We start from the raw sequence: 13,847 nt of genomic DNA, 5'->3' as shown, positions 1-13,847 counted from the left end.
GCGCGCGTCTCGAAGGATGGGTGCATATGCATTCATGGTTCGAGACGGCGCCGAAGAGGCGCCTCCTCACCATGAAGACAGAGAGCGTATCTCCCAAAACAAAACGGCCGGTGATCTCTCACCGGCCGTTTTCATTTGTTCAAACGGGCGAGAGCTTACGCCTTCTCCAGCGGCCCCTTGGCTGAACCCGAACCCTTGCCCGACTTCGGCTTCTTCGCCGCGCCGCGCTTCGCCGGCAGCTTCTCCGGCTTCGGAGTCACCGGACCATCGACGAATTCGAAGCCGATGCTTTCCTGCTCGACACCGAGTACCGCTTCGTCCTTCTTCAGGATGACGCGGACATGGCCGCCATTCTTGAGCTTGCCGAACAGCAGTTCGTCGGCCAGCGGCTTCTTGATGTGCTCCTGGATCACGCGGCCCATCGGGCGCGCACCCATCTGCTCGTCATAGCCGTGCTGGATCAGCCAGGCCTTGGCGGGATCGGACAGTTCGATGGTGACGTCGCGGTCTGCGAGCTGGGCTTCCAGCTGCAGCACGAACTTCTCCACCACCATGCCGATCACATCCGAATTCAGATGTGCGAAGGACACGACTGCATCGAGGCGGTTGCGGAATTCCGGCGCGAACTGCCGGTTGATCGCCTCCTGATCCTCGCCTTCCCGCTTGCCGCGCGTGAAGCCGAAGGCCGCACGCGCCATGTCGGCGGCGCCGGCATTGGTCGTCATGATCAGGATCACGTTGCGGAACGAGACCTGCTTGCCGTTATGGTCGGTCAGCCGGCCGTGATCCATCACCTGCAGCAGCACGTTGTACAGATCAGGATGCGCCTTCTCGATTTCGTCGAGCAGCACCACGCAATGCGGATGCTGGTCCACGCCATCGGTGAGCAGACCGCCCTGATCGAAGCCAACATAGCCGGGAGGCGCGCCGATCAGGCGCGACACGGTGTGCCGCTCCATATATTCGGACATGTCGAACCGAATAAGCTCGACACCCAGCGACGACGCCAGCTGCTTCGCCACTTCGGTCTTGCCGACGCCGGTGGGGCCCGAGAACAGGTAGCTGCCAATCGGCTTCTCCGGCTCGCGCAAGCCGGCACGCGCCAGCTTGATCGATGCCGCCAAGGCTTCGATCGCCTTGTCCTGACCGAACACGACGCGCTTCAAAGTCGACTCAAGATGCCGCAGCACCTCGGCATCGTCCTTCGACACGCTCTTGGGCGGGATCCGCGCCATGGTCGCGATCGTGGTCTCGATTTCCTTGATGCCGATTGTCTTCTTGCGCTTGCTCTCGGCCACCAGCATCTGCGCCGCACCGGATTCGTCGATCACGTCGATCGCCTTGTCCGGCAGTTTGCGGTCGTGGATGTAGCGCGACGAGAGCTGCACCGCGGCCTCGATGGCTTCATTGGTGTATTTGAGCTTGTGGTAATCCTCGAAATACGGCTTGAGGCCCTTCAGGATCGAGATCGCATCTTCAACGGTCGGTTCGTTGACATCGATCTTCTGGAACCGGCGCACCAATGCGCGGTCCTTCTCGAAGTGCTGGCGATATTCCTTGTAGGTGGTCGAGCCCATGCAGCGGATCGCACCCGAAGCCAGCGCAGGCTTGAGCAGATTCGAGGCATCCATCGCGCCGCCCGAGGTGGCGCCGGCGCCGATCACCGTGTGGATTTCGTCGATGAACAGGATCGCATTCGGATGCGCCTCAAGTTCCTTGAGCACCTGCTTCAGGCGCTCCTCGAAGTCACCGCGATAGCGCGTGCCGGCCAGCAGCGTGCCCATGTCCAGCGAGAACACGGTGGCCGCCGACAGCACTTCCGGCACGTCGCTGTCCACGATGCGCTTGGCCAGACCTTCAGCAATCGCCGTCTTGCCGACGCCGGCTTCGCCGACGAACAGCGGATTGTTCTTCTGCCGACGGCACAGAACCTGGATCGCACGGTTGATCTCGGCCGTACGCCCAATCACCGGATCGATCTTGCCGTCACGCGCCTTCTTGTTGAGGTTGACGCAATAGGTATCGAGCGCCTCGCCCTTCTTCTTGGCATCGTCGCCGTTCTTGGTCTCGGTCTCTTCATCGACGCCGCGCACCGGCCGCGCCTCGGAAACGCCCGGCCGTTTGGCAATGCCGTGGCTGATGTAATTCACTGCGTCATAGCGCGTCATGTCCTGCTCCTGCAGGAAATACGCGGCATGGCTTTCGCGCTCTGCGAAGATCGCGATCAGCACATTGGCGCCGGTCACTTCTTCGCGACCCGACGACTGCACATGAATGACGGCGCGCTGGATCACGCGCTGGAAACCGGCGGTCGGCTTGGCGTCATCTGCGCCATCCGTCACCAGGTTTTCGAATTCGGTTTCGAGATAATTGACAAGGCTTCCGCGCAGCTTGTCGAGATCGACGCTGCACGCCCGCATCACTGCCGCTGCGTCGCTGTCATCCACCAGCGACAGCAGGAGATGCTCCAGCGTCGCATATTGGTGGTGCCGCTCGTTCGCAATCGAGAGCGCCCGATGCAGCGATTGTTCAAGGCTTTGAGAAAAAGTTGGCATTCCGCGTCCTCGTTGGCCCCCACCATCATGATCGTCGTTGCCGGGTCAGGCAACAAGAACCTTTCTCACATATAGTGATGTCTGATCGTGGTGAAAGGCTGGTTCCCGCTGCTTGTTGTGACGTCTCCGCAGAGCACGTCTGTTCATTCCAGCGCATTGTCACATGCGCTGTTGACGCAGCCGAACGACCGCGTTCGACTCACATCAGTTCAATGCAAGACCTGTTCCCAGTTTCCGGGAATTCACACGAGGCTACTTCTTTTCCATCACGCATTGCAAAGGGTGCTGGTGCTTGCGCGCAAAATCCATCACCTGCGTCACTTTGGTTTCGGCGATCTCATAGGTGAAAACGCCGCATTCCCCGATCCCGTGATGATGAACGTGGAGCATGATCTGCGTCGCCGCCTCGGCGTCCTTCTGGAAGAACTTTTCCAGCACATGCACGACGAATTCCATCGGCGTGTAATCGTCGTTGAGGATCAGCACGCGATAGAGGTTGGGACGCTTGGTCTTGGGTTTGACCTTGGTGATGACCGAGGTGGCCGGCCCACCGGGCGCATTGGACCGGTTGTCGTCCTCTGCCATGCCACGCGGCCGCCGGCGGCGATCGTCGAGGGCGCCGGCCACAGGCATCAGGATGCCGTCAGGCATGAATTTCGAAGGTTTCTGGAACATAGCGCCTGTATAAAAGTCCCTAGCCGATATTGGCCAGCCCCGAATTGACAGCGTCCCCAGCCACGACGTGCTGCCGGACGCCTCGGGCACAGAGGCGCCCCGGGTCGCCGCATGGGTGCGACGCTGTCCGTTTCAGGACCGATGGAGCCAATATGGGTTCCTGTGGCCGTTCTCGCAAGCACACTGCAAGCACCTGGAATGGCTCGCCGCGCCCCCGCCTGATGCCCCCGGTCCGGTCAGGGTTAACCGATCGTGCTCGATTTGACCGGATAAGCAAACGAGCCATTTAACCGTCGTTCACGATAATACCGGACGCTGGCGCAGCGGCACACCAATAGTCGGCCTTTTACCTATTTTCTGAGGACACCTTTACCACCTGTTTAGCCGCAGGTGTCGACATGGCCGCCAGAAACCTACCATTGGCGGTGACAATGTTTATTCAGTCCGTGTCGAGCCAGGCAAAGCGCCTCGCATCCCGATTTGCGCGCCACGACGGCGGCAATATCGCGATGACCTTCGCCGTCGCTCTGGTGCCCCTGCTCGGCTTCGTGGGCGCCGCCGTCGACTACTCCCGGACCAACGCCGCTCGCTCGGCGATGCAGGTCGCGCTCGACTCTGCAGCCTTGATGGTCTCGAAGGACCTGTCCGCCAATCCGACGATGTCGGCAGCCGATGTCACCTCGAAGGCGACCGCCTATTTCAACGCGCTGTACACCAATACGAATGCCGGTCAGATCACGGTGACAGCGAGCTACACGACCAATACCAAGGATGGCTCCACCGTCACGGTCAACGGCACGGGTGCCGTTGCAACCGATTTCATGAAGATGGTCGGCTTCCCGCAGATGGGGATCAGCAGCGGCTCGACCACGACCTGGGGCTCGACGCGCATGCGCGTCGCCATGGCGCTCGACGTCACGGGATCGATGAAGGACGACGGCAAGATGAAGGCGATGCAGGACGCCGCAAAGAGCCTGATCGATACTCTGAGCGCCAATTCGCGCATGACCGAGGACCTCTATATTTCGATTATCCCGTTCGCGCAGATGGTCAATGTCGGCGCATCGAACAAGAACGCGACCTGGCTCAAATGGGATGACTGGGACACCGCCAATGGAAACTGGGTTTCAAAAAACGGCAATTGGAGCTGGCAACCGGCGAGCCATAACGGCTGGAATGGCTGCGTCACTGACCGTGATCAGCCTTACGACACCACCAACGAAGCCCCGACAGGCACGGCACGCTATCCAGCCAACCAGTACAATGCATGCCCCGCAGCCATTCTGGGGATGACAACGGCCTATGGTGCCAGCAATGTTAAGACGCTGAAAGACAAGATCGACGCCCTGTCGCCAAATGGCGGCACCAACCAGCCGATCGGCATGGCCTGGGCCTGGCGCACCTTGCAAATCGGTAGCGATCCGTTTCCCGCACCGGTCAAGGACACTAACTACAAATACACCGACGCCATCATCCTGTTGTCGGACGGCATGAACACCATCGATCGCTGGTATGGCAACGGCAGTTCGTACTCGCCCGACGTCGATGACCGCCAGAAGCTGCTATGTGCAAACATCAAGGCCCCGGTGAATGGCAAGCAGCAGACCGTCATCTACACCATCCAGGTCAATACCGATGGTGACCCTGAATCGGCCGTGCTCAAATACTGCGCTGACAGCGGCTCCTTCTACCCGACCAGCACAGCCAGCGGCATTGCGAGCGCATTCACCGCCATCGGCAACTCTCTGAATAAGCTCCGCGTCTCGAAGTAACACGCCAGCTAAAATGCAGAGCGCCCCTCAAACAAAAACGCCCGGCCATCAGGCCGGGCGTTTTGATTTCAAAACCGTATCGCTTAGCGCGCCGGGGTCATCTTGGCGACGAAGCCTTCGAACGGCTTGTACGCCTGCTTGGCGAGATCGACATAGAGTTCGCTGATCTTGTGCGATTCAGCCACGAAAGACTCATAAGCCGACTTGGCGTATTCGGTCTGCACTTCAAGCACCTTGTCGAGCGACTGCACGCCGGACAGTTTGGTCACGAAGGCATTGCCGTCCTCGAACGACTTCTTGGTGTAGTCGCCAACCGCGACAGCGATAGCCTGTGCACCGTTCTGAAGCGTGGCCGCCGATGCGACTGCACTCTCGAACTGCTCCTTGCCGTACTGCTGGATGTCTTCGACCTTGATCACTGCAAATCCTTTCCCGGATTGGACGGGTCAGCCGCGGCCGGGTGGACCCCGGTCTGATCTGACCTGCCCATCTATCGTGCGGTGCACAATGCCGTCAAGAATCCTGTGCGATGCACAATTTTTTACCATTGGCAGTAAATGCACGGGTAACTGGCAAGGGTTGCTTAACCTTTTGGAAACTCGCCGGACCTACCCTGATTTCTTGCATTGGTGCGTTGGGGTCAAAAAGCCCAAAAACTGCATGAGTACATACTCTTAGCCAGAATGGCCGCGTATGCTTCTGCCATCCCGCCGAGAGAACCGCTCAGGCTGACGCTTAAAACTGAGACACATCCCCGGTTGTTGGGCATAATTTAGCCTCACGATCCGGGGAATGAGACTGATCTGACGGGGAAGTCCATGCTTCGCACAACGTTTGCTTCGTCGCGCACCTTGCGGGTGTGCGCTCTTGGGCTGGCAACTCTCAGCATCGCGGTCATCTTTACGACTGACAGTGCGGATGCCCGCCGGCGACATAAATCGCGAAGCCACGTCGCGCGCGTCTCGAGCTACAATCCCGCGTTCTCCTCGATCATCGTCGATGGCAATTCCGGTGCGGTTCTCTCGTCCAACAATCCCGACGGTTCGCGCCATCCGGCGTCGCTGACCAAGATCATGACGCTGTACATGCTGTTCGAGAAGCTGGAATCCGGCAAGCTCACGCTGGACAGCGAAATGGACGTCTCGCAGCACGCGTCCGTGCAGGCTCCGACCAAACTGGGCCTGCGCCCTGGTCAGACGCTGCGCGTCGAAGATGCCATCAAGGCCCTGGTGACCCGCTCCGCCAACGACGCCGCCGTTGTCATCGCCGAAGCCATTGCCGGCGATGAAGACGATTTCGCCAAGCTGATGACCAAGAAGGCGCGCGCGCTCGGCATGAGCCGCACGGTGTATCGCAATGCCTCCGGTCTCCCTGATGATGCGCAGGTGACCACCGCACGCGACCAATCGGTGCTCGGCCGCGCCATCCAGGATCGCTTCCCGCGCTACTACCGCTACTTTGCCACCGCCTCGTTCAACTATCGCGGCCGCAACATCCGCAACCACAACCGCCTGATCGGGTCAGTCGAAGGCGTCGACGGCATCAAGACCGGCTACACCCGCGCCTCCGGCTTCAACCTCGTCTCGTCGATGAAGCGCGGCAACCGCCATCTGGTCGGCGTCGTACTCGGCGGCCGCAGCGGCGGCGCCCGTGACGCGGCCATGCGCAACCTGCTTGCCGAGAACCTGGACAAGGGTGCCACCCGCCGTACCGTGGCCGCGATCACCGAGCGCAATCCATCCGAATCCGCAACCGAGGTCGCCGAAGCCGAGGCCCAGGCGCGTCCCACCGACACCAAACAGGTCAACGGCGCCATCCAGGTGGCTGCTGCAACGCCGGTCGCCGCTGAACCGATCTCCGAGCTCCCGGCTCGTCCCGCCGCGCCAGCGGCGCGCCCGTCGGTCTTCGCCGCCGCCACCGCAGCGCTGCCCCCGGCAGCGCCGATGCCGCAGGCCCGCAAGCCCGAGCCCGGCCCGCTCAACAGCGGCGTCATCCAGTCCGAGCCCATCTCGACCATTCCAGGCTCGTCAGAGCCGATGAAGCCGGTTCGGGTCCGTACCGTTCAGGTCAAGTCCGGTCAGTACAAGCTGGCCTCCGCCGGCGGCGAGCAGCCCGCCCCTCCCGCCGCCACCAATGCCATCACGGCGCGCTCCGAGCCCACGGCCCGCTCGCCCGAGACCACCAATTCGCTCTATGCCCGCTCGGAGATGCCGCGTCAGCCGGCGGGCTTCGGGACCGGCAACGGGCTTCTCGGTGTTCTTCCAGCCTCTGGCGCCGCTCAGAGCGGCACCCAGATGGCCTATGCCGACCCTGCCCCGCGTAACGTGCCAGCTCCTCAGGCTCCCGCTCCGCAGACGGTACAACAGGGCGGCGCTATCAAACCCGCCGCGATCCACACCGGCTGGATCATTCAGGTCGGTGCCCTCGAGAGCGAGAGCGAAGCACGGATCCGCCTCGACGCCGCGCGTGAACAGGCCCGTGGCCTCTTGGGCAAGGCCGACCCGTTCACTGAAGCCGTCGTCGGCAAGGGCGACAGGAAACTCTACCGTGCCCGCTTCGCCGGCCTTGACCGCGAAAAAGCCGAAGCCGTCTGCAAGACGCTGAAGCGTTCCGAGATCTCCTGCATCACCATCAAGAACTGATCGACTGATACCGTCAGATACGCAAATGGCCGGGACATTGTCCCGGCCATTTTGCTTTTGGTCACCATAAATCCCCGTGGCGACAACTTCTCGTCAAGACTTAGCCGGTACAAATTCAGACAGGGGATTGATCGACCACGCCGGGCAACGGCGGGCGACGGGGCGTTCTCAGAGAAACGGAAGCTGCTCGCAGTTGTAGCGTAAAAGCGTGCTGGAGTTAGCTACGATGCGTGCGAAGCAGAGTGTCCTTGGCCTCGTTGACACGGGCCGCCAGGTACGTCGAGCCCCCCTGGTCGGGATGCAGTTTCTTCATGAGGGATCGGTGCGCGCGGCTGATCTCGTCGCGGGTCGCACTCGGCTTCACGCCAAGGATCTGATAAGCCTCCTCTTCCGTCATTTTACTGCTCGACGCCGGGCGGTCGTGCCGCCCTGCCGTATCGCCCTGCGCGTTCTGACGCCAGGCGGGAAACCGGCGGTCAAGATAACTTTCAAGTAGCGCCACGCTCTCCGCGTCGAAGCCGGCCATCATCGCCGCCAGTTGCGGCAGGTCGAATGCATCGAGCGACTGCCCGGCATAGGGGCCGGCGACGATCCGTCCGCTGAGCTGGCCGCTGTCATGATCGAGGGTCATGTCGAGAAACGCCGAGCGGACCTGTGAGGTCTGGCCGGACGATTTGGTCCCGCCCCCAAACATGCCGCCGATACTGCTGAAGCCCGCGGTGCCGAACGGCGCCCAGCCCAAGAGGCCCGCCCCGAAGATTCCGAGCGGGATCGCCACCGCCAGTTCGCCCTTGATCCCGGTGAAGGCCGCTACGGCCAGCGCCAGCACACCGCCGGCCAGCTTGATGCCGCGCGCCAGCAGCGCCGGGTTGGCCGAGCGGAACATCTGCAGCAGCATGTAGAGCACGAAGACGGCGAGCGCGCCGGCGATCAAAGTAGGCATGAGGGATAGATAGTCGGTTGCCGCGATCCGCGAAACGGTTTTGCAGACCGTTTATCGCATCTGACCGAGCAGCTTTGCCGCACCCGGCGCCGACGATGCCAGCCGCGTCAATGCCTCCCGTCCGCCCGCGGCATAGGCGGCTACCGCGCGCAGCAATTCGCGGAGCTGCGCAGCAGCTCCCGGATCGAACCGGCACCATGCGCCACCGGTCAGCCGGGCAATCTCGCGAAACGCCTGTTCGGCTGCGGGGTCTTGCCCTTCCTGGAACATGAAGACCGGTACTTTCAGCAGGCCGAGCTCGCCGGCTCGTGCACAGAGCTCGTCAACGGACTCCTCCATGGCGTCGCCCACGAACACCAGCGCGCGTACGCCGGAGGCCACCGCCTCGCGCCGCGTCTCCGATAACACTTTACCGATCTGGGTCTGACCGCCCTGGCAAGCGATCTTGCCCATCAGCCGCGCCAGTTGTGCGGTGTCCGAAATCCAGCCGGTCGCGCGGCACTCGCTGAGACCACGGAAATAGACGAGACGGATATCGAGACTGCCGATCGACGCCGCCTCGCGAAACATGTCGGCCTGCAGCGTGCAGGCCATGTCCCAGGTCGGCTGCCGGCTCATGGTGGCATCGAGTGCAAACACCAGCCGCCCGCGCCCGCCCGCTGCATGCGGCGCCATGGCTTTCGCTTTTGCTACAAATGCTGCGATGTCGGCCGACGCCGACGGTTGGGTCAGCGTATCGGTCTTGGACGTGGGAATCGTGGGGTCTCGGGACATTGAAGCTCGCGATCTATGCGACCTTCATGTGGCGAGCGGGCACGATCCGGTCAATGGTGTTTCGGCAAGCTCAATTGCTGTTTAGTCTTGGGCCTCGCTGCGCCCCTGAGACGTGTGAAACACTGCCGCCACGACAAGTTCATTCACATCGTCATAGATTTTGTAGACCACGATGTACGGCAGTCCGGGAACAACAAGTTCGCGCGTCCCCGGCTCCAGACCGTTTCGTCCCCTTGCGGGAAACAGGGCAAGACTCCGGACGCCGCTGAACAATCGCTCAAGTACTTTGGTCGCCATCAGTGGGTTTTCACGTGCGATCCACTGCCGGATATTTTCGAGATCGGAGATCGCCTTCGCATCGAAGACAATCTTCATCCTGTGCTCAGCTAAACCGGAAGGCCGAGGCGTTTACGCGCGTCTTCGTAGGAAATGAGCACGCGGTCAGGATCCGCAAGGCGGCGTCGAACTTCGGCGAGCTGTGCGTCTGTCAGCTGCACGTCTTGGCGATGGTCGAGGTAGTCGATCAACGCAAATGCCGCCGCATCCTGTTCGGAAGCAGACAGCGCCCTCACCTTCGCAATGGTCTCTTCAAGAAGCTTGGACATTGCCGAATTATAGCAAATCCCGTCGCATCATGCGACCGGATTCAGATCAATTCACGCTTGGCGTATACTGCGCGATCTTGTTCGGGTCAGTCGCACTGCTCTGCTGCGCAGGCTGCTCGATGATCTTCGGCTTGCCGGTGACCGGCGACAGCTTGCTGTCGTCGTCTAGGAACTTGTCGAGCAGCCCCTGAATCTTGGTCTTCAGGGTTTCCGGACCGCGATCGCTCATGTCGGTGTGCTGCGCGCCGGTGTTGACGACCGTGATACCGGCCTTCTCGCAGATCTCGTCATCCGGCACGACACCGGGATCCGGCTTGAACACCGTATCGTGCGAACGGAACGACAGGATCTTGAATTTGCCATCGGTCATGAACGGCACGCGCAGATTATCCAGCGTCACGACCTTCTTGACGTCATCCGGGAATTCCTTGGCGTAGAACATCGAGATGTCGCCGCCGTTGGAATGACCGACCAGCGTGAGATGATCGTAGTCGGAGTTCGGCTGAATCTTCTTCAGCTCCTTCACCGCGTATTTGATGTTCTGAACGCCGCGCTCATAGACCGGCAGACGGCCGACATAGAGCTCGCCGACCTTGGTCACGAGCGGAGCGTCGGTATCGAGATCGTGTTGGATGCTGACGGCCATATAGCCGCGCGCCGCAAACACGTTCGCGAGGAACGAGTATTCGGTGAACTTGACGGTGTTACCGTGATTGAGGACCGCGACCGGCAGAGTAATCATGCCGGCATTGGCCTGCATTTCCTTGTCGCGGCGAACGGCGATGTCGACCTGCACAGGACGATTACGCGACGCGTCGAAGAACGTCAGCGTCTCATGCCGAATGGCCCACTTCGACGCGGTGAAATACGCGGCGGTGGTCAGCACGCAAACCGAAAGCAGAATGAGAAGTCCGCGTTTCATGTTCGTCCCTGATCGGCCAGCTAGAGATAGGTCTCAGCCGGCTACAGCACTTATGGGCCGGAATGGCCTCAAGCGGCTGCTTCAACAGCATATATGTCACAGCCCGGTGACAGAAAGGCTAAATATTGTGAATTCCGAGCCATGTTATTGTGCGCCGCACCCGTTTCTTGTGCAGTTGCTAAAGAAAGCCACGGTCGAATTGAGCGATTTTGAACAAGTTTCGCAAGGGATCGGAATTTCAAAAACGTCCTGTTTTCAACGACAAATCAACTGTCGAACGGGTGACTCGTTCCCCGGTAAAAGAAAATGATACCTGTGGTATCAGCGTGAAGTTGAGTGCGGGATCGTTCATGGCCTGCCGAACGGGCAGCACTGGCTTTGCACAGTGAGCGCGACTCAGTTGCCAAGGATGTCGTGAACGTCCAGCGGCTTGTCGACCTGGGCAAACCACTCGGCGCGGTTGGCGGCGCGGCGACGGCCACGCTCATCGAGCGGCAGCTTCAACTTGCGCAGCAGTTCGATGACTTCCTCGCGCGCCGTGACATGGCCCATGCTCGGGCGACGCCCGAGCGTGGCTTCGTTGAGATCGTCGAGCGCCGTCAGGCCACGCGGGAAGAACTCACGATACATCACGCGCTCGGCGAGACCGTCGATGGCGCGGAAACCAAGCTGCAGCGAGAGTTGATCGAGGACACCGGCGACCAGCATCTTGTTGCGCGAGCCGAGCACCGAGAGCCGGTTGCGCACCACGATCCAATCCGTGGTGGAGCCATCGTGCTGGCGGCGTTTGCGCCGCGCCTCACGCGCCATCTTCGAATAGTGGCTCTCGCCGGTCACCTTGTAGCTTGTAGCATCGACGGCGCCGAGCACGTCGAAGTCGAGAAAGCTGTCATTGATCGGCGTCACCAGCGTATCGGCCATCGAATGCGCCAAACGCATCAGATAGGTATCGCTGCCAGGCGTGTCGATGACGATGAAATGGTGGGTACGCTCCACCGCGCTTACCGCGGTCATGAACTGATCGAGTTCGAAGGCTTCGTTGTCGGCAATCTGCATCGTCTCGCCGAGCTTGACGCAGCTATGGGTCGGCACTTCCAGCGCAAGTCCGGCGCTCTGCGCCCAGGCTGCGCGGTTGGCGATATAGCGCGTGAAGCTCTGCTGGCGACTGTCGAGATCGATGGTGGCGACGCGCTGACCGGCCTTCAGCAGCGCCACGGCAATATGAAGCGCAGTGGTCGATTTGCCCGACCCGCCCTTCTCATTGCCGAGCACGATCACATGCGCCGTGCCGGACTGTCCCTGGGTGGTTTGCATCAACATCGCGCGATCCTTCGATCATCTTCAAATCGCGAGGCGTGGCAAGGGTCAAGCTAAATACAGGGGCATCCTGCTGTGCGGGCGATCAGCCGCGCTTAATCATGAATCCCGGCGGCCGGTTGCGGCATCAGGACACCCGCCAGCCCGGTATCGTGAGGCTTGGGTGATCCCGCGAGCTTTGATAAGCAGGGCGCGCACGCCCCACCCGCCGCAGCCAACAACAAGAACGAGCCGCAATGCCCCGCACCCCGATCGTCGCCCGCACCCTGCCCGCCCTCCGGAAGGCGCTCGACGGCCTGCGCGCGCGCAAGGCGACCATCGGCCTGGTGCCGACCATGGGCGCACTGCATGACGGCCACGTCTCGCTGGTGCGCCTCGCCCAGCGCCGCACCAGCAAGGTCGTGGTGTCGATTTTCGTCAATCCAACGCAATTCGCGCCGACCGAGGACTTCGGCTCCTATCCGCGCACCTGGAAAAGCGACGTCGCCAAACTCACCGAAGCCGGCGTCGACCTGATCTGGAATCCCGACGCTAAGGTCATGTATCCGGAAGGCTTCGCAACGAAGATCACGACCGGAGGCCCGGCCACCGCCGATCTCGAAGATCGCTTCCGCCCGCATTTCTTCGGCGGCGTCGCGACAGTCGTCGGCAAGCTGTTCACGCAGGTGCGACCGGACATGGCGTTCTTCGGCGAGAAGGACTACCAGCAGCTCAAGGTCGTGACGCGCATGGCGCGGGATCTCGATCTCGGCGTCAAGGTGACCGGCGCAACCACGGTGCGCGAGCGCGACGGTCTCGCGATGTCGTCGCGCAACGTCTATCTCTCGCCGGACGACCGCGCCACGGCGCCGGTGCTGTATCGCGCGATGAAAGAAACCGCCAAGCGCCTGAAGGCGGGCGATGACCTTGAAGCCGCCATGGCCGGTGGCGCCGCGATGATCACCGCGGCAGGCTTCGCACTCGACTACTTCGAGGCGCGCCACGCGGAGTCACTGGCGCCGGTCAGTTCGATGAAGGACGGCCCGGTGCGACTGCTGGTGGCCGCGAGGATCGGCAAGACGCGGCTGATCGACAATATCGGGGTGTGAGGCTTTCGTCCTGACTCGTCATTCCGGGGCGCATGAAAGCGGCGAAGCCGCTGCAATGCGAACCCGGAATCTCGATGTGTTTGGCACGATTGGAGACTCCCATGCTGAGATTCCGGGTTCGCGTCCGGCAAGTGCCGGCCGCGCCCCGGAATGACAGTTTTGGGGCGGCAAGACAGTGTCTAAACATTTTTTCCTATCTGCCGTTGACAGTATCTCCATCAGGTTTATATTCCCCTCCGTCCTGCCCCACCGAGAGGGGCGATCGCGATCGTCACGTTCGCGGGGTGGGATGCGGTGGACGCCGGAGATGCGGCGTCACGCGGTTCACGGGGAACGTCTGTCTTCGGGCAGGACGGATCTGCGCCAGCACTGCCACTGGCAAGGAGACGGCCGACCTTGGGATGGAAAGACCCCTGGACAGTGTGACGGACGACCAAATCGAAACGCGTTCGGCCCAGTCGCTTGAGGCTCCCTTCCCATCGCCTTGGGACTTTAATTCGCGATCGGAGCGTTCGTCGAGGCAAAGTGCAAGCAACCGAAAAAACACCGCAGGC

12 protein-coding genes are annotated in these 13,847 nt (G+C 61.4%); 3 read left to right on the top strand and 9 right to left on the bottom strand.

Annotation, left to right across the window (positions count from 1 at the left end; translation table 11 throughout):
- Positions 1 to 155: 155 nt before the first annotated feature.
- A complete protein-coding gene (gene clpA, locus CHC01_RS07415; RefSeq protein WP_089263729.1) occupies positions 156 to 2,555 on the bottom strand; it encodes an ATP-dependent Clp protease ATP-binding subunit ClpA in 2,400 nt (799 codons plus the stop codon).
- 252 nt (positions 2,556 to 2,807) lie between these two features.
- Positions 2,808 to 3,140, bottom strand: a complete 333-nt coding sequence (gene clpS, locus CHC01_RS07410; protein ID WP_068734422.1) for an ATP-dependent Clp protease adapter ClpS — start codon at positions 3,138 to 3,140, stop codon at positions 2,808 to 2,810.
- A 521-nt stretch (positions 3,141 to 3,661) separates the two neighbouring features.
- On the opposite strand from clpS, the gene CHC01_RS07405 reads away from it, so the two are divergent.
- A complete protein-coding gene (locus CHC01_RS07405) occupies positions 3,662 to 5,002 on the top strand; it encodes a TadE/TadG family type IV pilus assembly protein (RefSeq protein ID WP_089263728.1) in 1,341 nt (446 codons plus the stop codon).
- Positions 5,003 to 5,085: 83 nt separating this feature from the next.
- Here CHC01_RS07405 and CHC01_RS07400 read toward each other — a convergent pair whose 3' ends face one another.
- On the bottom strand, positions 5,086 to 5,421 hold the full coding sequence (locus CHC01_RS07400) for a phasin family protein (protein WP_068734393.1): 336 nt from the start codon (positions 5,419 to 5,421) through the stop codon (positions 5,086 to 5,088).
- 399 nt (positions 5,422 to 5,820) lie between these two features.
- On the opposite strand from CHC01_RS07400, the gene CHC01_RS07395 reads away from it, so the two are divergent.
- Positions 5,821 to 7,644, top strand: coding sequence for a D-alanyl-D-alanine carboxypeptidase (locus tag CHC01_RS07395; protein ID WP_089263727.1), 1,824 nt, complete (start codon positions 5,821 to 5,823; stop codon positions 7,642 to 7,644).
- A 217-nt stretch (positions 7,645 to 7,861) separates the two neighbouring features.
- On the opposite strand, the gene CHC01_RS07390 is transcribed toward CHC01_RS07395, so the two are convergent.
- From CHC01_RS07390 to CHC01_RS07365, 6 genes are all read right to left on the bottom strand, one after another.
- Complete coding sequence (locus CHC01_RS07390) at positions 7,862 to 8,587, bottom strand: DnaJ domain-containing protein (RefSeq protein WP_089263726.1); 726 nt, start codon at positions 8,585 to 8,587, stop codon at positions 7,862 to 7,864.
- 51 nt (positions 8,588 to 8,638) lie between these two features.
- On the bottom strand, positions 8,639 to 9,361 hold the full coding sequence (locus tag CHC01_RS07385; protein WP_089263725.1) for a vWA domain-containing protein: 723 nt from the start codon (positions 9,359 to 9,361) through the stop codon (positions 8,639 to 8,641).
- A gap of 81 nt (positions 9,362 to 9,442) precedes the next feature.
- Entirely contained in the window at positions 9,443 to 9,736 is a 294-nt protein-coding gene (locus CHC01_RS07380) for a type II toxin-antitoxin system RelE/ParE family toxin (protein WP_089263724.1), read from the bottom strand.
- A gap of 11 nt (positions 9,737 to 9,747) precedes the next feature.
- Entirely contained in the window at positions 9,748 to 9,966 is a 219-nt protein-coding gene (locus tag CHC01_RS07375) for a hypothetical protein (RefSeq protein WP_089263723.1), read from the bottom strand.
- 46 nt (positions 9,967 to 10,012) lie between these two features.
- A complete protein-coding gene (locus tag CHC01_RS07370) occupies positions 10,013 to 10,888 on the bottom strand; it encodes an alpha/beta fold hydrolase (protein WP_089263722.1) in 876 nt (291 codons plus the stop codon).
- A 396-nt stretch (positions 10,889 to 11,284) separates the two neighbouring features.
- Positions 11,285 to 12,208, bottom strand: coding sequence for a division plane positioning ATPase MipZ (locus CHC01_RS07365; RefSeq protein ID WP_089263721.1), 924 nt, complete (start codon positions 12,206 to 12,208; stop codon positions 11,285 to 11,287).
- 233 nt (positions 12,209 to 12,441) lie between these two features.
- Between CHC01_RS07365 and panC the strand changes: the two genes are divergently transcribed.
- Positions 12,442 to 13,293 (top strand): pantoate--beta-alanine ligase, encoded by an 852-nt coding sequence (gene panC / locus CHC01_RS07360; protein WP_089263720.1) that lies wholly within the window; start codon positions 12,442 to 12,444, stop codon positions 13,291 to 13,293.
- Positions 13,294 to 13,847: the final 554 nt, after the last annotated feature.

Source organism: Tardiphaga sp. OK246, from assembly GCF_900188215.1.
GTDB lineage: Bacteria > Pseudomonadota > Alphaproteobacteria > Rhizobiales > Xanthobacteraceae > Tardiphaga > Tardiphaga robiniae.
Note: the sequence above shows the minus strand (reverse complement) of the source record. Positions and strands in the feature narration are given on the sequence as shown.